23 protein-coding genes are annotated in these 22,649 nt (G+C 61.4%); 21 read left to right on the top strand and 2 right to left on the bottom strand.

The genetic code is table 11. The features are described 5' to 3' along the window. Positions 1 to 59: 59 nt before the first annotated feature. Positions 60 to 3,233: a ribonuclease E gene (gene rne, locus C4J88_RS20230; protein ID WP_218567105.1), complete on the bottom strand. Its 3,174-nt coding sequence runs from the start codon at positions 3,231 to 3,233 to the stop codon at positions 60 to 62. A gap of 758 nt (positions 3,234 to 3,991) precedes the next feature. On the opposite strand from rne, the gene rluC reads away from it, so the two are divergent. Genes rluC through C4J88_RS20215 form a run of 3 tightly spaced genes read left to right on the top strand, consistent with a single transcriptional unit; the run spans position 3,992 to position 6,605 of the window. Further along, complete coding sequence (gene rluC, locus C4J88_RS20225) at positions 3,992 to 4,951, top strand: 23S rRNA pseudouridine(955/2504/2580) synthase RluC (RefSeq protein WP_032886795.1); 960 nt, start codon at positions 3,992 to 3,994, stop codon at positions 4,949 to 4,951. Continuing rightward, entirely contained in the window at positions 4,938 to 5,600 is a 663-nt protein-coding gene (locus C4J88_RS20220) for an HAD-IA family hydrolase (RefSeq protein ID WP_124407951.1), read from the top strand. The genes rluC and C4J88_RS20220 overlap by 14 nt, the downstream gene beginning before the upstream one ends. Before the next feature lie 21 nt (positions 5,601 to 5,621). Then, the gene (locus tag C4J88_RS20215; protein ID WP_124407950.1) at positions 5,622 to 6,605 is read left to right on the top strand and encodes a S49 family peptidase; all 984 of its coding nucleotides are present in this window, start codon (positions 5,622 to 5,624) and stop codon (positions 6,603 to 6,605) included. Positions 6,606 to 6,738: 133 nt separating this feature from the next. On the opposite strand, the gene C4J88_RS20210 is transcribed toward C4J88_RS20215, so the two are convergent. After that, on the bottom strand, positions 6,739 to 7,317 hold the full coding sequence (locus C4J88_RS20210) for a nucleoside triphosphate pyrophosphatase (protein WP_124407949.1): 579 nt from the start codon (positions 7,315 to 7,317) through the stop codon (positions 6,739 to 6,741). Between the two features lie 105 nt (positions 7,318 to 7,422). Here C4J88_RS20210 and C4J88_RS20205 point away from each other — a divergent pair, with 105 nt between their 5' ends. The 18 genes from C4J88_RS20205 (at position 7,423) to C4J88_RS20120 (ending at position 22,614) form a co-directional block, all read left to right on the top strand. Beyond that, positions 7,423 to 7,953 carry a YceD family protein gene (locus tag C4J88_RS20205; RefSeq protein ID WP_124364014.1) on the top strand — a complete coding sequence of 177 codons (531 nt, stop codon included), beginning with the start codon at positions 7,423 to 7,425 and terminating at the stop codon, positions 7,951 to 7,953. 13 nt (positions 7,954 to 7,966) lie between these two features. After that, positions 7,967 to 8,149, top strand: a complete 183-nt coding sequence (gene rpmF / locus C4J88_RS20200; protein WP_008152339.1) for a 50S ribosomal protein L32 — start codon at positions 7,967 to 7,969, stop codon at positions 8,147 to 8,149. A 4-nt stretch (positions 8,150 to 8,153) separates the two neighbouring features. Then, positions 8,154 to 9,164 (top strand): phosphate acyltransferase PlsX, encoded by a 1,011-nt coding sequence (gene plsX, locus C4J88_RS20195; RefSeq protein ID WP_124407948.1) that lies wholly within the window; start codon positions 8,154 to 8,156, stop codon positions 9,162 to 9,164. A gap of 126 nt (positions 9,165 to 9,290) precedes the next feature. After that, entirely contained in the window at positions 9,291 to 10,235 is a 945-nt protein-coding gene (gene fabD, locus C4J88_RS20190; protein ID WP_124368027.1) for an ACP S-malonyltransferase, read from the top strand. 29 nt (positions 10,236 to 10,264) lie between these two features. Further along, complete coding sequence (gene fabG, locus C4J88_RS20185) at positions 10,265 to 11,008, top strand: 3-oxoacyl-ACP reductase FabG (RefSeq protein ID WP_124368026.1); 744 nt, start codon at positions 10,265 to 10,267, stop codon at positions 11,006 to 11,008. 191 nt (positions 11,009 to 11,199) lie between these two features. After that, complete coding sequence (gene acpP / locus C4J88_RS20180; RefSeq protein WP_010566559.1) at positions 11,200 to 11,436, top strand: acyl carrier protein; 237 nt, start codon at positions 11,200 to 11,202, stop codon at positions 11,434 to 11,436. 128 nt (positions 11,437 to 11,564) lie between these two features. Further along, a complete protein-coding gene (gene fabF / locus C4J88_RS20175; RefSeq protein ID WP_124364010.1) occupies positions 11,565 to 12,809 on the top strand; it encodes a beta-ketoacyl-ACP synthase II in 1,245 nt (414 codons plus the stop codon). Then, the gene (gene pabC / locus C4J88_RS20170) at positions 12,809 to 13,624 is read left to right on the top strand and encodes an aminodeoxychorismate lyase (protein ID WP_124407947.1); all 816 of its coding nucleotides are present in this window, start codon (positions 12,809 to 12,811) and stop codon (positions 13,622 to 13,624) included. The genes fabF and pabC overlap by 1 nt, the downstream gene beginning before the upstream one ends. Continuing rightward, the gene (mltG, locus tag C4J88_RS20165) at positions 13,625 to 14,746 is read left to right on the top strand and encodes an endolytic transglycosylase MltG (RefSeq protein ID WP_124407946.1); all 1,122 of its coding nucleotides are present in this window, start codon (positions 13,625 to 13,627) and stop codon (positions 14,744 to 14,746) included. 19 nt (positions 14,747 to 14,765) lie between these two features. After that, the gene (gene tmk, locus C4J88_RS20160; protein ID WP_124407945.1) at positions 14,766 to 15,398 is read left to right on the top strand and encodes a dTMP kinase; all 633 of its coding nucleotides are present in this window, start codon (positions 14,766 to 14,768) and stop codon (positions 15,396 to 15,398) included. After that, entirely contained in the window at positions 15,391 to 16,380 is a 990-nt protein-coding gene (locus C4J88_RS20155; RefSeq protein WP_124407944.1) for a DNA polymerase III subunit delta', read from the top strand. The genes tmk and C4J88_RS20155 overlap by 8 nt, the downstream gene beginning before the upstream one ends. A 63-nt stretch (positions 16,381 to 16,443) precedes the next feature. Beyond that, a complete protein-coding gene (locus C4J88_RS20150; RefSeq protein WP_124364005.1) occupies positions 16,444 to 17,229 on the top strand; it encodes a TatD family hydrolase in 786 nt (261 codons plus the stop codon). A gap of 445 nt (positions 17,230 to 17,674) precedes the next feature. After that, complete coding sequence (locus C4J88_RS20145) at positions 17,675 to 18,340, top strand: TetR/AcrR family transcriptional regulator (protein WP_124368021.1); 666 nt, start codon at positions 17,675 to 17,677, stop codon at positions 18,338 to 18,340. 139 nt (positions 18,341 to 18,479) lie between these two features. After that, complete coding sequence (locus C4J88_RS20140) at positions 18,480 to 19,448, top strand: GTP 3',8-cyclase MoaA (protein ID WP_124368020.1); 969 nt, start codon at positions 18,480 to 18,482, stop codon at positions 19,446 to 19,448. 201 nt (positions 19,449 to 19,649) lie between these two features. Continuing rightward, on the top strand, positions 19,650 to 20,255 hold the full coding sequence (locus C4J88_RS20135; protein ID WP_124368019.1) for a DUF4823 domain-containing protein: 606 nt from the start codon (positions 19,650 to 19,652) through the stop codon (positions 20,253 to 20,255). Between the two features lie 16 nt (positions 20,256 to 20,271). Further along, positions 20,272 to 20,832 (top strand): DUF1285 domain-containing protein, encoded by a 561-nt coding sequence (locus tag C4J88_RS20130; protein WP_124407943.1) that lies wholly within the window; start codon positions 20,272 to 20,274, stop codon positions 20,830 to 20,832. A gap of 70 nt (positions 20,833 to 20,902) precedes the next feature. Next, positions 20,903 to 21,616, top strand: a complete 714-nt coding sequence (locus C4J88_RS20125; RefSeq protein ID WP_124368018.1) for a GntR family transcriptional regulator — start codon at positions 20,903 to 20,905, stop codon at positions 21,614 to 21,616. Then, positions 21,613 to 22,614 carry an ADP-ribosylglycohydrolase family protein gene (locus C4J88_RS20120; protein ID WP_124407942.1) on the top strand — a complete coding sequence of 334 codons (1,002 nt, stop codon included), beginning with the start codon at positions 21,613 to 21,615 and terminating at the stop codon, positions 22,612 to 22,614. The genes C4J88_RS20125 and C4J88_RS20120 overlap by 4 nt, the downstream gene beginning before the upstream one ends. The last annotated feature ends 35 nt before the right edge of the window (positions 22,615 to 22,649 follow it).

The following is a 22,649-nucleotide window of genomic DNA, read 5'->3' as shown; positions in this document are numbered from 1 at the left end:
TTTTGCAAAAAAAAGCCCCGCCTGATTGCTCAGGCGGGGCTTTTTAATAGCCGATGGAATCAGACGAGGGGTTTAGGCTCGTGCTCTTCTTCCTGGGCCTTTTGCTCTAACGCTGCAGCAGCAGCGGCAGCCTCGGCTTCCTTGCGGCGGCGACGCACTTCACGTGGGTCGTTCGGTGCACGGCCGTTTTCAGTCAGGGCGCTTGCCGGTGCAGCTTCAACCACCGGAGCGGCGACTTCGGCTACCACCGGGGCTTCCACGACTGGCGCAGGCTCTACGACCGCCGTTGGCTCGATCACAGGGGACGGCTCAACCACTGGGGCAGGCTCGGCAACCACGACTTCGGCAACCGGAGTTGGCGCTTCCTCTACCACCGGCGCAGGCGCAGGCGCTTCAACCGGAGCGGCAGGTTCGGCGGTCCATTGGAAGGCGGTCTGTTCTTCGCGAACTTCACGCACCACTGGAGCAGCTTCTTCAGCAACCGGTGCTTGCTCGGGCGCTTGAACCACTGGCTCAGGCTCGACGACCGGGGCGACTTCAACGGCAACCACTTCGGTCACGGGTTGAGCGTCGCGAACCGGTGCTACTTCCACTTCCGGAACCACTGGGGTTTCGATTGGGGTAGTGGCTTCCACCACCGGTGCTTCAACCACTGGAGTCTCGGCAACGGGCGCTTCTACCGTAGCGGTCTCTTCGAAAGCAGCATTATCTTCGACAGCGGCGGTAGCGCGTTCAGCCTGCTCATGAGCCTGGGCTTCAGCCGGTGCGCTGATGACCGAGCTGGCCACAGCGGCAGTCACGGCCAGGCCGGCAGCCAGTTCGTCACCGGTCGGTTCGTGGTTGCCAGCTTCTGCGTGCTCGCCGGCTTCTTCCGAGCCTTCGATCACGTTGCCGTTGGCATCACGCTGACGCTCACGACGGTTGCTGCGACGACGCTGACCACGGGAGCGGCGGCGTGGACGATCGCCTTCGGCGTTGTCCTGGCCATCTTCCTGCAGTTGCTCTTCGCCGGTCAGCACTTCTTCTTCGCTGGCGGCAGCGGCTTGTTCGGCGCGCGGTTGACGCTCTTCACGCGGAGCACGTGGTTGGCGTTCCTCACGTGGCGCGCGTTCTTCACGCGGCTGACGAGCCGGGCGTTCTTCGGTGGTTGCGGCTGCGGCTGCGGCAACGGCAGGTGCCGCGTCCAGAGGCTCGCGCAGTTCGCGCACACGTTCTTCACGCTCGCCGCGCGGCTTGCGGTCTTCACGTGGGGCACGTGGAGTGCGCGGTGCACGCTCCTCGCGAGGTGCGCGTTCTTCACGGGCTACGGTCGGGGTTTCTTCACGGGCTTCGCGAGGTGCACGCTCTTCACGTGGCGCGCGTTCTTCACGCGGAGCACGTTCTTCGCGCGGCTTGCGCTCTTCGTCGCGGCGACCGTTGCGGTTACGGCTCTGCTGACGACCGTTGCGACGCTCTTCGTTGCGCGCAGGGCGTTCGGCGGCGGTTTTTTCAACCACAACCGGTGCGGCGGGCTCTTCCTTGGTGGCGAACAGGCTGACCAGGGATTTCACCAGGCCTTTGAACAGGCTTGGCTCAGGCAGGGCGGCCGGCGCGGCAACCGGAGCGGCGGCTTCAACCGGAACCGGTGCGTTGGCACGGGCCGGTGCGGTCTTCACCGCGGCTTCCTGGCGGACCAGGGTGCGGGTCGCGGCGGCTGGCTGGACTTCTTCCACTTCGGCAGCGGCAGCGGCGATTTCGTAGCTGGATTGGCCGCTGTGGGCTTCCGGGCTGTCATCGCGCAGGCGCTGCACTTCGAAGTGCGGCGTCTCGAGGTGATCGTTCGGCAGGATGACGATACGGGCGCGGGTGCGCAGTTCGATCTTGGTGATCGAGTTGCGTTTTTCGTTGAGCAGGAAGGCGGCAACCGGAATCGGCACTTGTGCGCGAACTTCGGCGGTGCGGTCTTTCAAGGCTTCTTCTTCGATCAGGCGCAGGATCGCGAGCGACAGCGATTCAACGTCACGGATGATGCCGGTGCCATTGCAACGCGGGCAGACGATGCCGCTGCTTTCACCCAGGGATGGGCGCAGGCGCTGACGGGACATTTCCAGCAGGCCGAAGCGCGAGATGCGGCCGACCTGCACGCGGGCACGGTCAGCTTCCAGGCATTCGCGGACTTTCTCTTCCACGGCGCGCTGGTTCTTGGCCGGGGTCATGTCGATGAAGTCGATCACGATCAGGCCGCCGATGTCACGCAGGCGCAGTTGGCGGGCGATTTCTTCAGCCGCTTCCAGGTTGGTCTGCAGGGCGGTTTCTTCGATGTCGCTGCCCTTCGTGGCGCGCGCCGAGTTGATGTCGATGGACACCAGAGCTTCGGTCGGGTCGATCACGATGGAGCCGCCGGAAGGCAGTTCGACTACGCGCTGGAAAGCGGTCTCGATCTGGCTTTCGATCTGGAAACGGTTGAACAGCGGAACGCTGTCTTCGTACAGCTTGATCTTGCTGGCGTACTGCGGCATCACCTGGCGGATGAAGGTCAGGGCTTCGTCCTGGGCTTCAACGCTGTCGATCAGCACTTCGCCGATGTCCTGGCGCAGGTAATCGCGGATGGCGCGGATGATCACGTTGCTTTCCTGGTAGATCAGGAAGGGCGCGGAGCGATCCAGGGATGCTTCTTTGATGGCGGTCCAGAGTTGCAGCAGGTAGTCGAGGTCCCACTGCATTTCTTCGCTGCTGCGGCCCAGGCCTGCAGTGCGCACGATCAGGCCCATGTCGGCCGGTGCGATCAAGCCGTTGAGCGCTTCACGCAGTTCGTTGCGCTCTTCGCCTTCGATGCGACGGGAAATACCGCCGGCACGCGGGTTGTTCGGCATCAGCACCAGGTAACGGCCAGCCAGGCTGATGAAGGTGGTCAGGGCAGCGCCCTTGTTGCCACGTTCTTCTTTCTCGACCTGAACGATGACTTCCTGGCCTTCGCTCAGGACGTCCTTGATGTTCACCCGGCCTTCGGGGGCCTTCTTGAAGTATTCGCGGGAGATTTCTTTGAGGGGCAGGAAGCCGTGGCGCTCGGAGCCGAAATCGACAAAGGCAGCCTCAAGGCTAGGTTCGATGCGAGTAATACGGCCTTTATAGATGTTGGCCTTCTTTTGCTCGCGGGCACCGGATTCGATATCCAGGTCGTAGAGGCGTTGGCCATCTACCAGTGCAACACGCAACTCTTCGGGTTGGGTTGCGTTAATCAGCATTCTTTTCATGTTGTACCGTCGGTTTCCGGGCTGCCGGAAACGGCGTTCGGCACACACGACTTCTCACGGTCGGTGTCAGGTGCGTCAAGAGTGGTTGGCCACTCCAGTGTCCAGCAAAACCTGCCAATTGGGCGGGTATCGCGACGGACGCGTCCTGCTTGTTAGCGGTGGTGACAAAGGCACCACTTCAACAAAAGCTAAGGTCAGGAGGAGGAATCAACCGGCGACTGTGGACGAGATGAAGCGTCTAAATATAAGCCTAGTGCTACACGGTCCGACGGTTGTGCATCTCCACCCTACACGTATCCCTGATAATTCGGGTGCTGCCGCGCGCAGAATCCGCAGCGGGTTGGCATTTACCGTGTTCTCCAATGGGGAGTCCACGCTCATGGCTAAACAAGACTAGGTGTGGGCGACTGCGCTCGCACTCAGCTCTTAACAGGCGTTGTTTCCGAAGCATTCGCCATGGTCTGGCCCGAGACTGACTGCACTTTGTGAACTGGCCGTAAATATCGGCGCGCAAGGCGAGTATTCACTCTGCTTTGCGCACTCGCTTCAGGCCTCATGTCACCTGCGCTTGTTACAATCTCAAGCCTTCCAAGGTGGCGAACGCCCCGTAGGACGGCCTCGCGTCCTGATGAATTGCGATGGTCAGGGCCGGCAGTTTGCCGCAAGTCCTCTGTCCAGGCCGCTTTTGGCGGCGTTCGCGACTATAGCAGCAATGATTAAGTGCTTCAATTCCATAAAAAATTGTTATCATCGCCGCCATGACGACTACCGCCCCCCAGACCCCCAGCGTCCAGCTGCTCGAGGTCTCGCCGGAATATGCCGGCCAACGCATCGATAATTTTCTCCTGGCCAGGCTCAAAGGCGTGCCCAAGACCTTGATTTACCGCATCTTGCGCAAAGGCGAGGTGCGCGTGAACAAAGGCCGGATCAAGCCTGAGTACAAGTTGCAGGCGGGCGATATCGTCCGGGTGCCGCCAGTGCGTGTGCCCGAGCGCGACGAGCCGGTGCCGCTGGCCCAGGGCCTGCTGCAGCGCCTGGAAGCCTCGATCGTGTTCGAAGATAACAAACTCATCGTGATCAACAAACCCTGCGGCATTGCCGTTCATGGCGGCAGCGGCCTGACGTTCGGCGTGATCGAAGCCTTTCGTCAGTTGCGCCCGGATGCCAAGGAGCTGGAGCTGGTCCACCGACTGGACCGCGACACCTCCGGCCTGTTGATGATCGCCAAGAAGCGCAGCATGTTGCGTCACCTGCACACCGCCCTGCGTGGCGATGGCGTGGACAAGCGCTACATGGCGCTGGTGCGAGGTAACTGGGCCAGCTCGATCAAGAGCGTGCGAGCGCCGTTGCAGAAAAGCAACCTGCGCTCCGGTGAACGTATGGTGGAAGTGGACGAGGAGGGCAAAGAGGCCCTGACCCTGTTCAAGGTGCTGCGCCGCTTCGGCGACTTCGCCACCTTGGTCGAGGCCAAGCCGGTCACCGGGCGTACCCACCAGATTCGCGTGCACACCCTGCACGCTGGCCATTGCATTGCCGGTGATACCAAATACGGCGACGAGGATTTCTCCAAAGAAATTCGCGACCTGGGCGGCAAGCGCCTGTTCCTGCACGCCTACATGCTGACCGTGCCGCTGCCCGATGGCGGTGAGTTGAAGTTGCAGGCGCCAGTCGACGAGATGTGGGCCAAGACCGTGGAGCGTTTGAGTGTCGCGCCTTGATTACAAGCTGCTGATCTTCGACTGGGATGGAACGCTGGCCAACTCCATAGGGCGGATTGTCGAGTCGATGCACATGGCCTCGACCCGTTCCGGCTTCGAGCCGTGCAGCGACCTGGCGGTCAAGGGCATCATCGGCCTGGGCTTGCCCGAGGCCATCCGCACCCTGTACCCACTGATCGACGACTCGCAGCTGATCGCGTTTCGACAGCACTACGCGGATCACTACATCGCCCTGGAAGCCGAGCCTTCCCCGCTGTTCGACGGTGTGAGGCAGTCCCTGGAGGCGTTCCGTGCCCAGGGCTATTACCTCGCCGTGGCCACCGGCAAGGCCCGGCGCGGGCTTGACCGCGTGCTCAAGGCACATGGCTGGGACGATTATTTCGACATCACCCGTGCCGCGGATGAAACCGCCAGCAAACCCCACCCTCTGATGCTGGAGCAGATCCTGGCTCACTGCGGTGTAGCGCCGCGCCAGGCACTGATGGTGGGGGACGCGTCCTTCGACCTGATGATGGCGCGCAATGCCGGCATGGACAGCGTGGCGGTCAGCTACGGCGCCCAGGCGCCCGAAGCCTTGCAGCAATATGAGCCCAGGCTGACGATCGATCATTTTTCTGAACTGCAGGCCTGGCTCGGTCGGGCTCAATAAGTCTTTGCTGGGGTTAATGGCATGAGTGACGAGTGGAAAGCGCCTGAAAAGGCCGATAGCAGCGACGACAAAAGCTGGAAGTTGCTGGAAAAGACCTTGTTGGCCAGCGTGCAGGAGCAGCGTCGTTCACGGCGTTGGGGGATTTTCTTCAAGCTGCTGACCTTCGTGTATCTGTTGGGCATGCTGGCGTTGTTCAGCCCGCTGATGGACATGGAAAAAAGCGCCACCCGTGGCAGCCACTACACCGCCTTGATCGAAGTGCGCGGGGTGATTGCCGACAAGGAGCCCGCCAGCGCCGACAATATCGTCAGCAGCTTGCGCGCTGCGTTTGAAGACCCCAAGGTCAAAGGCGTGGTCCTGCGCATCAATAGCCCCGGTGGCAGCCCGGTGCAGTCGGGTTATGTGTATGACGAGATTCGCCGTCTGCGCGCTCTGCATCCAGATACCAAGCTGTATGCGGTGATCTCGGACCTGGGGGCCTCGGGTGCCTATTACATCGCCAGCGCTGCCGACCAGATCTATGCGGACAAGGCCAGCCTGGTCGGCTCTATTGGCGTGACGGCGGCCGGCTACGGTTTTGTCGGCACCATGGAAAAGCTGGGCGTGGAGCGTCGCACCTACACGTCGGGGGAGCACAAGGCGTTCCTCGACCCGTTCCAGCCGCAAAAGGCTGATGAAACCCAGTTCTGGCAGGGCGTGCTCGATACCACCCATCGTCAGTTCATTGCCAGCGTCAAGCAAGGGCGCGGCGATCGGCTCAAGGACAAGGACCATCCAGAGCTGTTCTCCGGCCTCGTGTGGTCGGGTGAGCAAGCGCTGCCGCTGGGCTTGATCGACGGTCTGGGCAGTGCCAGTTCGGTAGCACGGGATGTGATTGGCGAGAAGGAACTGGTGGATTTTACGGTTGAGGAATCGCCGTTTGATCGCTTCTCCAAAAAACTGGGCGCCAGTGTGGCTGAGAAGCTGGCCCTGTACATGGGCTTCCAGGGCCCGACCCTGCGCTGATAGCTCAAAGTAGACGCAGGACAAAATGTGGGAGGGGGCTTGCCCCCGATAGCGGTGGATCAGCCAGCTTATCTGTGGCTGACACACTGCCATCGGGAGCAAGCCCCCTCCCACATTTGGATTTGTGGCGTATCTAGGGGATTTGCACACCTTCCGCCAGCAGCATATCTACCAGGCGAATCAGCGGCAGGCCCACAAGGCTGGTCGCATCCGGCCCTTCGGTGCTCTGGAACAGGCTCACGCCCAGGCCTTCGGCCTTGAAGCTGCCCGCGCAGTCATACGGCTGCTCGACCCGCAGGTAGCGTTCGATGCGTTCAACGCTCAGTTCGCGCATGTGCACGCTAAAAGGGATGCAGTCGACCTGGCAGTGCCCGGTATCGCTATTGAGCAGCGCCAGTCCGGTGAGGAAGCTCACACGCTTGCCGCTGGCTGCCAGCAATTGCTCGCGGGCGTTTTCGAAGGTGTGCGGCTTGCCGATAATCCGTCCTTCAAGCGCAGCCACCTGATCCGAACCGATGATCAGGTGTCCGGGATGGCTGGCGGCGAGGGCGCGCGCTTTCTCTTCGGCCAGGCGCTTGACCAGCGCAATGGCGGATTCATCCGGGCGATGGCTTTCATCGATATCCGGTGCGCCGCAGGTGAACGGCAAGTGCAGGCGGCTCAGTAATTCCCGGCGATAAACCGAGCTGGACGCAAGTAATAAAGGCAGCATGGACGTCTCCTCAAGGCAGCCGCAGATTCTAGCGGCGTGACCGGCTGACGCACAGGGCTGAATTTCCTTTGACATGGCTGGGGGCATCCCTATAATGCTGCGCCTATGTTGAATGACCCGATTCCACCTCACGTTGACCCGCGCAAATTGGCTGATCGTGGCACTTCCCTTCAAGGTGAATTGCCGCTGGCCGATTTGGAGAGACTCTGCGACTCGCTTTCCGACACTGTCGGTGCGGTCCAGGCCAAATTCGTTTTTGAACGAGATGAACGTAAGTCTGTGGTAATCCACAGTTTTATCGACACCGAAGTCAAGATGGTTTGCCAGCGTTGTCTTGAGCTGGTCACCCTGCCGATCCACAGCGAATGCAGTTATGCCGTGGTGAAGGAGGGTGCGAATACCCAGTCGTTGCCGAAAGGTTATGACGTGCTGGAACTGGGCGAAGATCCTTTGGATCTGCATGCACTGATCGAGGAGGAGCTTTTGCTCGCCTTGCCCATTGTGCCTGCTCATCATCCGGAAGAATGCCAGCAGCCGGCGGGTCTCGATGACGAGCCCGAACCGAGCGAGGACGAGGTAACGCGGTCCAACCCGTTCAGTGTATTGGCGCAGTTAAAGCGTGACCCAAACGTTTAGGAGTTAATCAATTATGGCTGTTCAGCAGAACAAAAAATCCCGCTCTGCCCGTGACATGCGTCGTTCGCACGATGCCCTGACGGCAAGCACTCTGTCTGTAGAAAAAACCACCGGTGAAATTCACCTGCGTCACCACGTATCGCCAGAAGGCGTATACCGTGGCCGTAAAGTGATCGACAAGGGCGCTGACGAGTAATCACTTGTCTGCTCAAGTCATCGCGATTGACGCAATGGGCGGGGACTTCGGTCCCCGCAGCATTGTTCAGGCCTGCATTGCCAGCCTGTCTGCAACGCCCTCGCTGCACCTGACCCTCGTTGGTCAACCCTCCCTACTTGAAGAACTGATTGCCAGCTACCCGGCGGTGGATCGTGCGCGCCTGACGGTTACAGCGGCCAGCGAAGCCATCACCATGGACGAAAAACCGGCAGCGGCCCTGCGCGGCAAGCCCGACTCGTCCATGCGCGTGGCGTTGCAATTGCTGCGCGACGGCAAGGTGCAAGCCTGTGTCAGTGCCGGCAATACGGGCGCGCTGATGGCTCTGTCGCGGCATGTGCTCAAGACGCTGCCGGGCATCGACCGGCCGGCGATGGTGGCGGCGATTCCGACGCAGAAAGGTTATTGCCAGTTGCTGGACCTGGGGGCGAACGTCGACTGCAGTGCCGAGCACCTGTTCCAGTTCGCCGTGATGGGCTCGGTGGCGGCCGAAGCGCTGGGCGTGGTACGGCCACGCGTAGCCTTGCTGAACATCGGCACCGAAGACATCAAGGGCAACCAGCAGGTCAAGCTCGCCGCTGCGTTGCTGCAGGGCGCGCGAGGCTTGAACTACATCGGTTTTGTCGAAGGTGACGGTTTGTACCGGGGCGAAGCGGATGTGGTGGTGTGCGATGGGTTCGTCGGCAATATCCTGCTCAAATCCAGCGAAGGCCTGGCGACCATGATCGCCACGCGCATTGAAGCACTGTTCAAACAGAACCTGCTGTCGCGTGCTGTCGGCGCCCTGGCGCTGCCATTGATGCGCCGTCTGCAGGCCGACCTGGCCCCGGCCAGGCACAATGGCGCGAGTTTTCTGGGTTTGCAGGGCATTGTGGTGAAAAGCCACGGTTCGGCTGGTGTGGAAGGTTTTCAAAGTGCCATTGCGCGGGCCGTGATCGAGATTCAGGAAAAACTGCCGCAACGTTTGCACGGCCGTCTCGAGGATCTGTTGCCTTAGGCGAATTGGCCCGGGAGTGCTTAAATGTGACCGGCCAGTTCAATTGACCATCCAATCTGTCAGTTTCGTGCGCTCCCACCGTAGGGGCGCCTCTTTCCGACGACAAGATCATTAGGGGCTTGTTACATGTCTACATCCCTCGCATTCGTCTTTCCAGGGCAGGGTTCGCAGTCCCTCGGCATGTTGGCCGAGCTGGGCGCGCAATACCCGCTGATCCTGGACACCTTCAAGGAAGCTTCCGACGCACTGGGTTACGACCTGTGGGCGTTGACCCAGCAGGGGCCGGAAGAGCAACTCAATCAAACCGATAAGACCCAGCCGGCCATCCTGACCGCTTCGATCGCCCTGTGGCGCTTGTGGCTGGCCGAAGGCGGCGCGCGCCCGGCATTCGTTGCCGGCCACAGCCTGGGCGAATACAGCGCGCTGGTCGCGGCGGGCAGCCTGACCCTCGCTGAAGCGGTCAAACTGGTCGAGCGTCGTGGTCAATTGATGCAGGAAGCCGTTCCGGCCGGGCAGGGCGGCATGGCCGCTATCCTGGGCCTGGACGACGCCGTGGTGATCGAAGCCTGTGCCGAAGCGGCCCAGGGCGAAGTGGTCAGCGCGGTCAACTTCAACTCCCCTGGTCAAGTGGTCATCGCCGGTGCCAAGGCGGCGGTCGAACGCGCCATCGAAGGCTGCAAGGCCCGTGGCGCCAAGCGTGCGCTGCCGTTGCCGGTCAGCGTGCCGTCGCACTGCGAACTGATGCGCCCGGCCGCCGAGCGTTTTGCCGAGTCTATCGCTGCCATCAACTGGCAGGCGCCGCAGATCCCGCTGGTGCAGAACGTCAGCGCGGCGGTTGCCCCTGACCTGGACACCCTCAAGCGCGACCTGCTGGAGCAGCTCTACAAGCCGGTACGCTGGGTGGAATCGGTGCAGACCCTGGCCGCCAACGGCGCCACCGAGCTGGTCGAGTGCGGTCCGGGCAAAGTCCTGGCCGGCCTGAACAAGCGCTGCGCCGACGGTGTGTCGACTGCCAACCTCAATACCCCTGAAGCCTTCGCTGCCGCTCGCGGCACTGGCCTGAACGCTTAATCCCGATTTTGTACTTAGGAGAAGCCTGCATGAGTCTGCAAGGTAAAGTTGCACTGGTTACCGGCGCAAGCCGTGGCATCGGCCAGGCCATCGCCCTGGAGCTGGGCCGTCAGGGCGCCGTTGTGATCGGCACCGCCACTTCCGCTTCGGGCGCCGAGCGTATCGCCGCGACCCTCAAGGAAAACGGCGTGCAGGGCACCGGCCTTGAGCTGAATGTGACCAGTGATGCGTCCGTGGCGGCAGTGCTGGCTGAGATCACCGCTCAGTTCGGTGCGCCGGCGATTCTGGTGAACAATGCCGGTATCACCCGCGATAACCTGATGATGCGCATGAAAGACGACGAATGGTACGACGTGGTCGATACCAACCTGAACAGTCTGTTCCGCCTGTCCAAGGGCGTTTTGCGCGGCATGACCAAGGCGCGTTGGGGCCGAATTATCAATATTGGCTCCGTAGTGGGTGCCATGGGCAACGCCGGCCAAGTAAACTACGCCTCCGCCAAGGCCGGTCTGGAAGGTTTCAGCCGTGCACTGGCGCGTGAAGTCGGTTCGCGGTCGATTACGGTAAACTCGGTGGCTCCAGGGTTCATCGACACCGATATGACCCGCGAACTGCCGGAAGCACAGCGTGAAGCCTTGCTGACGCAGATTCCGCTGGGCCGTCTGGGCCAGGCTCAAGAGATCGCGAATGTGGTCACTTTCCTGGCATCTGACGGTGCGGCATACGTGACTGGGGCTACAATTCCAGTGAACGGCGGGATGTACATGAGTTAAATTGTGACGGATCGCTTCAAAAATATGTCATACGAGCTGTCTAAAATCCGTTATAAAGCTGCAACTTAATTTATAGGCAGGTGGCAGAGCGGGTACAGGGTGAAGCTTTCAGTTGAAAAGCTGAAATGGCTTTCTATACACTTACCCACTGGCCAGCTGCCTGAATTTGTCCATTAGGAGTTAAACAAGGTATGAGCACCATCGAAGAGCGCGTCAAGAAAATCGTTGCCGAGCAACTGGGCGTCAAAGAAGAAGAAGTGACCAACACTGCTTCCTTCGTAGAAGACCTGGGTGCCGATTCCCTTGACACCGTTGAGCTGGTGATGGCTCTGGAAGAGGAATTCGAGACCGAAATCCCGGACGAAGAAGCTGAAAAAATCACTACTGTTCAAGCTGCTATCGACTACGTTACTGCCCACCAGGCGTAATAGTTTGTAGTCGTCGCTTGCTGTCAGGGAAAAACCGCACTGCTGTAACGGCGTGCGGTTTTTTCTTTAAGCGGTGACGAAAAGTACGCTGCGAAGCAAAGTGTCGTCATTAGAAAAAGGAGAGTGCTGTGTCGCGTAGACGCGTCGTAGTCACCGGTATGGGTATGTTGTCGCCACTGGGCACGGATGTGCCAAGCAGTTGGCAGGGCATTCTGGCTGGCCACAGTGGTATCGGTCTGATCGAACACACGGACCTTTCTGCCTATTCCACCCGTTTTGGCGGCTCGGTAAAGGGTTTCAATGTCGAGGAATACCTCTCGATCAAGGAATCCCGCAAGCTCGACCTGTTCATTCAGTACGGCCTGGCAGCCGGTTTTCAGGCGGTGCGCAATGCCGGCCTGGAGGTCACCGACGCCAACCGTGAGCGCATCGGCGTGGCCATGGGTTCGGGTATTGGTGGCCTGACCAATATCGAAGAAACCAGCCGCACGCTGCACGATTCCGGCCCCCGTCGAATTTCACCGTTCTTCGTGCCGGGCTCGATCATCAATATGATTTCCGGTTTCCTGTCGATCCACCTGGGCGCACAGGGGCCTAACTACGCCATCGCAACGGCGTGCACCACGGGCACTCACTGCATCGGCATGGCGGCGCGCAATATCGCCTACGATGAAGCCGACGTGATGATCGCCGGCGGCGCCGAGATGGCCGCCTGCGGCCTGGGCATGGGCGGCTTCGGCGCGTCCCGTGCGCTGTCGACCCGCAACGACGAACCGACCCGTGCCAGCCGTCCGTGGGACAAAGGCCGCGACGGTTTCGTACTGTCCGACGGTGCCGGCGCCCTGGTGCTGGAAGAGTTGGAGCATGCCAAGGCGCGCGGTGCCACCATCTATGCCGAGCTGATCGGCTTTGGCATGAGCGGCGACGCCTACCACATGACCTCGCCACCGGCCGACGGTGCCGGTGCCGCGCGTTGCATCACCAACGCCTTGCGCGATGCGAAGGTCAACGCGGACCAGGTGCAGTACATCAATGCCCATGGCACTTCGACGCCAACCGGCGACCTGGCGGAAGCCGAGGCCATCAAGTCGGTGTTCGGCGAGCATGCCTATAAGCTGGCCGTCAGCTCCACCAAGTCCATGACCGGCCATCTGCTGGGCGCGGCGGGCGCGGTCGAGGCGATCTTCAGTGTCATGGCCATCAAGGACCAGGTCGCTCCGCCGACCATCAACCTCGATGAGCCGGACGAAGGTTGCGACCTGAACTTCGTGCCTCACGAAGCGCAACCGATGCCGATCGACGTGGTGATCTCCAACTCGTTCGGTTTTGGTGGCACTAACGGCTCGCTGGTGTTCCGCCGGTTCGCCGAGTGATGCACAGCTGGGTCGACGGTCAGCCAGCGGACAGCGTGCCCCTGAAAGATCGCGGCCTGGCGTATGGCGATGGGGTGTTTGAAACCATCGCGGTCAAGGCCGGACAGCCGGTGCTGCTTGACCGTCATCTGCAGCGCCTCCATGAGGGCTGCAGGCGCCTCGGGTTAGCCACAGATCACGGGCTGGTCCGTAGCGAGGTGCTGGCCTATGCCACAGCCCTTGGCGATGGCGTGCTCAAGTTGATCCTGACCCGTGGCGACAGCCAGCGCGGTTATGGCATCGACCCCGAGGCCGCTGCGCGCCGTATCTTGCAGGGCAGTCCGCCTGCCGCTTATCCCGAAACCCATGGAACCGACGGCATCCGCCTGTTTGCGTGTGTCACCCGCTTGGCCGAACAACCGCTGCTGGCCGGGCTCAAACACCTCAACCGTCTTGAGCAGGTGATTGCCCGCGCCGAATGGCGGGATGCCGAGCATGCCGAAGGCTTGATGCTGGATACGTCCGGTCGTGTCATCGAAGGTGTGTTCAGCAACCTGTTCCTGGTGCGCAACGGCTTGTTACTAACCGCTGATCTGAAGCGTTGCGGCGTTGCCGGCGTGATGCGCGCCGAGCTGCTGGCCCAGGCGCAAGTGCTGGGCGTCCCGGTGGCTGTGGCCGACATCAGCCTCGAACAGTTGCAGCAGGCCGACGAAGTCTTTGTGTGCAACAGCGTTTATGGCATCTGGCCGGTATGCGAGTGCGCTGGGATGAGCTGGTCGGTTGGCCCGCTCACCCGTAAACTGCAGGGCATTGTTCGCGCGCTATTGGATATTTGAGTGATACGAAAACTGGTTGTACTGCTGCTGATCGGTGTGTGCTCGGCGGCTTTGCTGGTGGGCTTTTGCGCCTGGAAATACAACGCTGCCTTGAAACAGCCGTTGCATCTGACCCAGGAGCAATTGCTCGATGTGCCGGCAGGGGCGACGCCCACTGGCACCTTCAATCGTCTGGAAGCCGATGGCGTGCTCGACGGTGCCTTCTGGCTGCGTCTTTATTGGCGTTTCAACCTCGAGGGTCAGCCGCTGCACAGCGGCGAATACCGGATGACCCCAGGCATGACCGCCGAAGGCCTGATCGGCCTGTGGCAGCGTGGGGAAGTGGTGCAATACAGCCTGACCCTGGTGGAGGGGTGGAACTTTCGCCAGGTACGCTCGGCCCTGGCCAAGCATGACAAGATCGTGCAGAGCCTCTCGGGCCTCAGTGACAGCGAAGTGATGGACAAGCTCGGCCATCCTGGCGTGTTCCCTGAAGGCCGCTTCTTTCCCGACACCTACCGTTTCGTGCGCGGCATGACCGATGTCGAATTCCTGAAGAAAGCCTACAACCGCCTCGATGATGTGCTGGCCCAGGAATGGAGCAGGCGCGCGCCTGATGCGCCTTACACTGAGCCTTATCAAGCGCTGATCATGGCCTCCCTGGTGGAAAAGGAAACCGGTGTGCCCGAAGAGCGCGGGCAAATTGCCGGTGTGTTCGTGCGTCGCCTGAAGTTGGGCATGATGTTGCAGACCGATCCCACGGTGATCTACGGCCTGGGTGAGCGCTACAACGGCAAGTTGACCCGCGCCCATCTCAAGGAAGCCAACCCCTACAACACCTACATGATCGCCGGCCTGCCGCCGACACCCATCGCCATGGTCGGTCGCGAGGCGATTCATGCCGCGCTGAACCCGGTGCCGGGCAGCAGCCTGTATTTCGTCGCCCGTGGCGATGGCAGCCATATTTTCTCGGATGACCTGGATGCGCATAATGCCGCCGTGCGTGAGTTTCAACTCAAGCGCCGTGCCGATTACCGTTCCAGCCCGGCACCGGCGGTCAAGCCGCTGGACGACGCGGTGCCACCGGTTGACGTACCGGCAGAGCCTGCGCCGGACACCAACGCCCCGCAAAGCCCGCAATGACTCTGACTAAGGACTGCCTGTGACTGGCTTGTTTATAACCCTCGAAGGCCCGGAAGGCGCCGGCAAAAGCACCAACCGCGACTACCTGGCCGAGCGCCTGCGTGCTGCGGGCATCGAAGTGGTGTTGACCCGCGAGCCTGGCGGTACGCCGCTGGCCGAGCGCATCCGTGAAGTATTGCTGGCGCCGGGTGATGAGCCAATGAACCCGGACACCGAGCTGCTGCTGGTGTTCGCCGCCCGTGCCCAGCATTTGGCCGAGGTCATCCGACCGGCGCTGGCACGCGGCGCCGTGGTGATCTGCGACCGTTTCACTGACTCCACCTACGCCTACCAGGGCGGTGGTCGTGGGTTGTGCCTGGAACGTATCGCTGCCCTGGAAGCCTTCGTGCAGGGCGCTCTGCGTCCAGACCTGACCCTGCTGTTCGACCTGCCGGTAGAAGTGGGGATGGCCCGCGCCAGTGCACGCGGCCGCCTGGATCGTTTCGAGCTGGAAGGCCAGGGGTTTTTCGACGCTGTGCGCGCTGCGTTCCTCGCGCGTGCCAAGGCGGAGCCTGCGCGTTATCACCTGCTCGATGCGGCTCAGCCGCTGGTGCAGGTGCAGCACGCCATCGATGCGCTGTTGCCCACCCTGCTGGAGCGCGCCCGTGGCTGATGCCTATCCGTGGCAGGACGGCCTCTGGCAACAATTGGCCGGCCGTGCCCAGCACGCCCACGCCTATTTGCTGCACGGCCCGACAGGCATCGGCAAGCGCGCCCTTGCCGAACGCTTGATGGCCAGCTTGTTGTGCCAGCGCCCGGTCGGCCTGGAAGCCTGCGGCGCATGCAAATCCTGCCTGCTGCTGAAGGCGGGTAGCCACCCTGACAACTATGTGCTGGAACCTGAGGAAGCGGACAAAGCGATCAAGGTCGACCAGGTCCGTGACCTCGTCAGTTTCGTGGTGCAAACCGCGCAGATGGGCGGGCGCAAGGTGGTGCTGATCGAGCCGGTGGAGGCGATGAACATCAACGCCGCCAACGCCTTGCTCAAAAGCCTTGAAGAACCGTCCGGCGACACCGTGCTATTGCTGGTGAGCCATCAGTCCAGCCGCTTGTTGCCGACTATCCGCAGCCGTTGCGTGCAGCAGGCGTGCCCGTTGCCGAGCGAGGCCATGAGCCTGCAATGGCTGGCGCAGGCGCTGCCGGACTGCACGGCAGAAGAACGGGTTGAATTGCTGACCCTGGCCGCCGGTTCCCCTTTGGCTGCGGTGAAGCTGCAAGCCCAGGGCGTGCGCGAGCAACGTGCACTGGTCGTGGACGGGGTGAAGAAGCTGATCAAACAGGAACTGTCCGCCACGCAATTGGCCGAAACTGCGTGGAAGGACATTCCCCTGTTGCTGCTGTTCGACTGGTTCTGCGACTGGTCCAGCCTGATCCTGCGCTACCAGCTGACCCAGGACGAAAACGGCCTGGGCCTGCCGGACATGCGCAAGGTGGTGCAATACCTGGCGCAGAAAAGTGCCCAGGACAAGGTGTTGAGCATTCAGGACTGGATCCTCGCCCAGCGCCAGAAGGTGCTCGGCAAGGCCAACCTCAACCGCGTGCTCTTGCTCGAAGCGCTACTGGTGCAGTGGGTCGGTCTGCTCGGCCGGCGTTAATTTCCGTGGCCAGCGGGTGTATCGTTGGCCAGACACGTTCCGTCACTCAAGTTGTAGAGACCCATGCTCGTAGATTCCCACTGTCACCTTGATCGACTCGACCTCGCTCAGCACGGCGGCTCCCTTGACGCCGCCCTTGAGGCTGCGCGCCAGCGCGGGGTAGGGCACTTCCTGTGCATCGGCGTCAGTGCCGAAAACGCCGCCGACGTCAAAGCCCTCGCCGATCGCTACGCCGACGTGGATTGTTCGGTGGGTATCCACCCGCTGGATCTCAAACCCGGCGAAGCACCGGCCCTGGACTGGCTGTTGGGCGAGCTCAATCACCCGCGCGTCGTCGCCATCGGCGAAACCGGTCTGGATTACCACTACGAGCCCGAAGCCGCCGACCTGCAGCAGGCCTCGTTCCGCCTGCACCTGCAGGCCGCGCAACAGACCGGCAAACCGGTGATCGTCCACACCCGTGGGGCTCGCGCCGATACCCTGGCGCTGTTGCGTGAAGCCGCGCTGCCCCAGGCGGGTGTATTGCATTGCTTTACCGAGGATTGGGAGATGGCCAAGGCTGCCCTGGACCTGGGCTTCTATATTTCCCTGTCGGGCATCGTTACCTTTCGCAATGCCGACGCGCTGCGTGATGTCGCCCGCCAGGTGCCTGCCGACCGGCTGCTGGTGGAAACCGACTCGCCATACCTGGCGCCGATCCCCCATCGCGGCAAGCCGAACCTGCCCGAGTATGTGCGTGACGTGGCGGATTATCTGGCAATGCTGCGCGGTGAGTCCTACGAGCGCTTCGCCGAGCAGACCACTGAGAACTTCAGGCGTTTGTTTCCACTGGCCCATGTTGCCTGCTGATCGCGCTCAAATTGCAGGCAAAAAAAACCCGGGTTCTGGGGGGTGAATCCGGGCTAAGACCATTAGGAGTAAAACAAGGGCACACAGTCCGTCGGTACCCAGGTCGACGCGTCACTTGGGGGAGATGTCGCGCCGACACTTGAAGTATTGATCACTATCCGATTCAGTCCAGTGTCGATTGGTCGTTTTTTAAACAGATTTGGAATACGCGCTCTTCGCTTGAGTTCTCATTGCACAGGATGCTCGGGTCGAGCGGTGCGTATTGTTTCTGACTGATATCGCCAAGATCGTTGGCGTATTGAAAGTTAAGTGCATAACGGGTTCACATAGGCGTTGCCCAACGACCGTTCAGTCGGGATAATCCCTCGCATCGGGTAAATCGTATCGCCACGTATCCATGGCGCGCGAAACCCTCCCTATTCCGACCTTTGCAGACCTCTTCCTCATGCATAAAGAACCCCGTAAGGTCCGTGAGTTTCGCCGCCGTGAGCAGGAAATTCTCGACACCGCACTCAAATTGTTCCTCGAACAAGGCGAAGACAGCGTCACCGTCGAGATGATCGCGGATGCCGTGGGTATCGGCAAAGGCACGATCTACAAGCACTTCAAATCCAAGGCCGAGATTTACCTGCGCCTGATGCTCGACTACGAGCGCGACTTGAACGAGCTGCTGCATTCGGCCGATGTCGACAAAGACAAAGAAGCCTTGTCCCGAGCCTATTTCGAGTTCCGCATGCGCGACCCGCAGCGCTACCGCCTGTTTGACCGCCTGGAAGAAAAGGTCGTCAAGGGCCATCAAGTGCCGGAAATGGTCGAGGAACTGCACAAGATCCGCGCCTCGAACTTTGAACGCCTGACCTTGCTGATCAAGGGCCGTATCAGTGAAGGCAAGCTCGAAGACGTGCCGCCGTACTTCCACTACTGCGCCGCCTGGGCGCTGGTGCATGGCGCTGTCGCGCTGTACCACTCACCATTCTGGAGCAATGTGCTGGAAGACCAGGAAGGCTTCTTTCAGTTCCTGATGGACATCGGCGTGCGCATGGGCAACAAGCGCAAGCACAGCGCTGACTTGCCTGGCCCGGAAAAAGCTGGCGAAGCACCCACTGCCTGAGTCATTCATCACGCTGATGGCTCAATGATTTACTGCCAGGCGCAGTACCCTAGGAATATACTCAGGCAAGGATCTTGCTAAAAGCTGATTTATAAGTCAGCTTCTAGCACGCCCGAAATATCCTCTGCCGGAGTGGTTCATGATCGTTGATCGTCAAGGCAGGCGGTTTCGCAATTTGCGGATCAGCCTGACCTCAGCCTGCAATTACGCATGTACCTACTGCGTGCCCAACGGCAAGCGGCTGGTGGCTGCCCAGGACGAACTCTCGGCCCAGGCGATGGCGCGAGGCGTGGCTTATCTGATCGAAGCGGCGGGCATCGACCGCTTGCGCATTACCGGTGGTGAGCCGCTGGTAAGTCCCAAGCTGGAAGCCTTCATGGACGCCGTGGGGCAGATGGGGCTCAGCGATATCAGCCTGACCACCAACGGCCAGTTGCTGGCGCGCAAGCTGCCGCTGCTGGTAGACGCGGGCATCCGGCGCATCAACGTTTCCCTCGACACCCTGGACGCCGACGCTTTCCGCAGTATCGCCCGCGGTGGCGACCTGGCCACTGTGCTCGACGGTATGGACCAGGCCCGCGCGGCCGGGATCAAGATCAAGGTCAATATGGTGCCCCTGCGTGGCCAGAACCTGGACCAGGTGATGCCCTTGCTCGATTACTGCCTGGAGCGGGGCTACGAGCTGCGCTTTATCGAGTTGATGCGCATGGGGCACTTGGCGAAGGACTCCAACGCGTTCCTGCAGCAATTCGTCAGCCTGCAACAATTGCTCAGCCTGATCGGCGAACACCACGAATACCTGCAAGCCAATGCGCCTGTCGACGCCACGGCCGTGCGCTATGAAGTGCCGGGCAAGGGCTTCTTTGGCGTGATCGCCAATGAAAGCGTGCCGTTCTGCCGTACCTGCTCGCGCTTGCGTCTGTCCTCCACGGGCTGGTTGCATGGCTGCCTGTCGTCGAGCAACCGTCACTACGTCGGCGACCTGCTGGACCAGCCGCGCCACCAGGCACTGCCGGCGTTGCAGGGGCTGTTGATGAAGGCCCTGGGCGACAAGCAGGAAGTAGCGTTCTCGGGCGGCGCGACGGTGATGAAGATCATTGGCGGCTGATTTGCTCGAATGCCAGTCAGTCAGCGCACATCCCCTGTGGGAGGGGGCTTGCTCCCGATGGCGGTGTGTCAGCTAAAGATAAGCTGGCTGATACACCGCTATCGGGAGCAAGCCCCCTCCCACATTTGATTCAAGCTGGCGCAGATTCTGCATCTCACGCCCATTCGCCGGTTTTCCGTCACCGGCTTCTGGAGGAATAGGATGCGTAGTCTGGTTTTGTTGCTGGCGTCGTTGGCGCTGAGTGGTTGCATGACCGTCAGCGATATGGCCGAAGGCACCCGCTATCAGATGAGCGACGCCGGTTTGCTCGACCACAGCGATACGCGCCGCACCGCCTCGGTCCGTGTGCAGCCGGACTCCTTTATCTTTATCGCCCAGGGCGCTTTCGTGCCGCCCGGTAGCGCGTATCCGCGACCGAACGTGGTAGCCGAAGAAGCCTTCAACGGCTTCGTCGAATATTTCCCCATGGTGCGTCGCGCCCGTCAGCCCGAAGGCCTTGAACAGGCCATGGCCGAAGCGCGCGCGGCCGGGGCTCATTACTTGCTGTATTGCCGTTTTGCGGCAGCCGACGACCGTATCGGCAACGCCGATGAGTGGACCGACCAGCAAGCCCTGGACCGCCTTGGCCTGGACAGCGGCGTGATCCAAATCATGTTGATCGAGACCAGTACCCAGTATTTGATTGATACTGCACGTATTCGCAGTCGTGGCGGTTTACTGACGTTCCACGACAACTCGCCACAAGATCTGATCGCCCGACCCCTGGCCCAGTACGCCCGGAACTTGCTGGGCATGAGTGATCAGTAAGCCTGAGGAGACCCCCATGACCGATACCGCCAAGGCCAACGACCTGTTGGCGCAACTGCCCAAAGGTAAAGGGCCGGCGCCGGTGCATCTGTGGAACCCGGATTTCTGCGGCCATATCGACATGCGCATCGCCCGTGATGGCACCTGGTTCTATCAGGGCACGCCTATCGGGCGCAAACCCATGGTCAAGTTGTTCTCCAACATCATCCGCCGCGATGGCGATGATTATTTCCTGGTGACGCCCGTGGAGAAGGTCGGCATCCGCGTCGATGACGCGCCCTTCGTCGCCGTCACGCTCGAGGTGCAAGGGCAGGGCGAGAGCCAGGTGCTTACGTTTACCACCAATGTCGACGAACAGATCGACGCCGGCCCTGAACACCCGCTGCGTGTGGTGATCGATCCGCTCACCGAGGAACCGGCGCCTTACCTGCGGGTGCGCAGCAACCTCGAGGCCCTGGTGCACCGCAACGCGTTCTACCAATTGGTCGAGCTGGCCGTGAGCCGTCCGATCAATGGTCAAAACTGGCTTGGCGTCTGGAGCAACGGGGAGTTTTACCCGATTGGCCTGGAGCCCTGAGGCCGGTTTTCTGACTGTCCTGCAATAATTCGCTTGCTGGGAAGGTCGGCTTTCGGGTATCAATTTGTACATGATTAGACATGTTCGATTCGATAAGAAAAAACGCGTCGTCGACGAACTCATCCGCCGTATCGAGGGTGGGGTGATTGCCGACGGCTTCCTGTTGCCCGGTGAGCATCAACTGGCCGAAGAGTTTGCGGTCAGTCGTGGCACGCTGCGCGAAGCGCTGGCTGAGCTCAAGCGTCGCAACTACATCGCCACCCAAAGCGGTGTCGGCTCCATCGTCACGTTTGACGGTATGGGGCTCGACCAGCGCCACGGATGGGCCCAGGCCCTGGCGGATACCGGCGCGCAGGTGAGCACTGAGGTGTTGCGCTTCGAAGCGGTGACGCGCCCTGACTTGGCCAGCCGTTTCGGCAGCGAACACTTCATTGCCCTCGACCGCCTGCGACGCACGGCCGACGGTACGGCGGTGTCCCTGGAACGCTCGCTGATGCCCGCCACCGGCGACCTGGAAAGCCTGCCCCGCATCGGCCTGATCGACAATTCCCTGACCATCACCCTGGCGGCCTATGGCTATGTAGGCGCCGCAGGCGACCAATGGCTTGGCGCCGAGGCCCTGAGCGATGACGACGCGCTGTTGCTCGGACGTCCGGCCGGCACGGTATTTCTCAAGGCCTCGCGCACAACCTATGACCGTCGTGAGCGTTTCATGGAGCATGTTGAAAGCTTGCTCGACCCGCTGCACTTTCGTTTGCACCTGCAATTCGGGGCTTCCAAATGACTGCTGAAATTCGCGCGCTGGGCGCTTTCTATGGCCTGGCCCTGGGCGATGCGCTGGGCATGCCCACCCAATCCTTGAGCCGTGAGCAAGTCCGGCAGCGTTTCGGTGCGATCACCGCCCTGCACGACGCTGGCCCCGATCAACCCATCGCGCCGAACATGCCCGCCGGTTCCATCACCGATGACACCGAACAGGCGATTCTGGTCGGTGAGTTGTTGGTGGAAGGCTACGGCATTATCGAACCCAGTGTGCTCGCCCGACGCCTGATCGACTGGGAAGCGGCCATGCGCGCCAAGGGCTCCCAGGATTTGCTCGGGCCGTCCACCAAGCGTGCGATCGACATGATTCTCGCCGGGCACACTCCCGAAGAATCCGGGCGCTACGGCACCACCAATGGCGCGGCCATGCGCATCACGCCGGTCGGCATCGCCGCCGATGTCAGCGACCCGGCGCGGTTTATCCAGGCGGTGATCCAGGCCTGCCAGGTCACCCACAACACCAGCCTGGGCATTGCCAGCGCGGCAGCGGTCGCGGCGGTGGTTTCGGCCGGCATCAACGGCGTAGACCTGGGCGAAGCGCTCAACATCGGCACTCAGGTTGCGCAAAAGGCCGAACACCACGGCCACTGGATAGCCGGCGGACGCATCGCCACCCGCATCAGTTGGGCCCGCACCCTGAGCGTCGGCAGCGGCGACACCGCGCTGTTCGCCGACTTGCTCTATGAATTGATCGGCACCTCCGTCGCGTCCCAGGAATCGGTGGTGGTGTCGTTCGCCCTCGCGCAGCAAGTCGCGTCGGGTGACATGAACGCCTTCGAGGCGCTGTGCCTGGCCGCGAGCCTGGGGGGCGACACCGACACCATCGCTGCGATCCTCGGCGCCATGCTCGGTGCCTGTCTGGGCATGCAGTGCTGGCCGCACGCGATGGTCGAGCAGGTCAAACGCGTGAATGGCCTGGACCTGCAACCGCTGGTGCAAAGCCTGCTCGCGTTGCGTTGAGTCATTGACGCGTTGCCACAACCACAACAATAAAG

Origin of the sequence: Pseudomonas sp. R4-39-08, assembly GCF_003852275.1 — a bacterium.
Taxonomy (GTDB): Bacteria; Pseudomonadota; Gammaproteobacteria; order Pseudomonadales; family Pseudomonadaceae; genus Aquipseudomonas.
Note: the sequence above shows the minus strand (reverse complement) of the source record. Positions and strands in the feature narration are given on the sequence as shown.

Excerpts from the sequence above, each read along its gene's own strand:
- rne (WP_218567105.1), bottom strand. The coding sequence starts at position 3,233 with ATGAAAAGAATGCTGATTAACGCAACCCAACCCGAAGAGTTGCGTGTT.
- rluC (WP_032886795.1), top strand. The coding sequence starts at position 3,992 with ATGACGACTACCGCCCCCCAGACCCCCAGCGTCCAGCTGCTCGAGGTC.
- C4J88_RS20215 (WP_124407950.1), top strand. The coding sequence starts at position 5,622 with ATGAGTGACGAGTGGAAAGCGCCTGAAAAGGCCGATAGCAGCGACGAC.
- C4J88_RS20210 (WP_124407949.1), bottom strand. The coding sequence starts at position 7,317 with ATGCTGCCTTTATTACTTGCGTCCAGCTCGGTTTATCGCCGGGAATTA.
- C4J88_RS20205 (WP_124364014.1), top strand. The coding sequence starts at position 7,423 with ATGTTGAATGACCCGATTCCACCTCACGTTGACCCGCGCAAATTGGCT.
- rpmF (WP_008152339.1), top strand. The coding sequence starts at position 7,967 with ATGGCTGTTCAGCAGAACAAAAAATCCCGCTCTGCCCGTGACATGCGT.
- fabD (WP_124368027.1), top strand. The coding sequence starts at position 9,291 with ATGTCTACATCCCTCGCATTCGTCTTTCCAGGGCAGGGTTCGCAGTCC.
- fabG (WP_124368026.1), top strand. The coding sequence starts at position 10,265 with ATGAGTCTGCAAGGTAAAGTTGCACTGGTTACCGGCGCAAGCCGTGGC.
- acpP (WP_010566559.1), top strand. The coding sequence starts at position 11,200 with ATGAGCACCATCGAAGAGCGCGTCAAGAAAATCGTTGCCGAGCAACTG.
- pabC (WP_124407947.1), top strand. The coding sequence starts at position 12,809 with ATGCACAGCTGGGTCGACGGTCAGCCAGCGGACAGCGTGCCCCTGAAA.
- C4J88_RS20150 (WP_124364005.1), top strand. The coding sequence starts at position 16,444 with ATGCTCGTAGATTCCCACTGTCACCTTGATCGACTCGACCTCGCTCAG.
- C4J88_RS20145 (WP_124368021.1), top strand. The coding sequence starts at position 17,675 with ATGCATAAAGAACCCCGTAAGGTCCGTGAGTTTCGCCGCCGTGAGCAG.
- C4J88_RS20140 (WP_124368020.1), top strand. The coding sequence starts at position 18,480 with ATGATCGTTGATCGTCAAGGCAGGCGGTTTCGCAATTTGCGGATCAGC.
- C4J88_RS20135 (WP_124368019.1), top strand. The coding sequence starts at position 19,650 with ATGCGTAGTCTGGTTTTGTTGCTGGCGTCGTTGGCGCTGAGTGGTTGC.
- C4J88_RS20130 (WP_124407943.1), top strand. The coding sequence starts at position 20,272 with ATGACCGATACCGCCAAGGCCAACGACCTGTTGGCGCAACTGCCCAAA.
- C4J88_RS20125 (WP_124368018.1), top strand. The coding sequence starts at position 20,903 with ATGATTAGACATGTTCGATTCGATAAGAAAAAACGCGTCGTCGACGAA.
- C4J88_RS20120 (WP_124407942.1), top strand. The coding sequence starts at position 21,613 with ATGACTGCTGAAATTCGCGCGCTGGGCGCTTTCTATGGCCTGGCCCTG.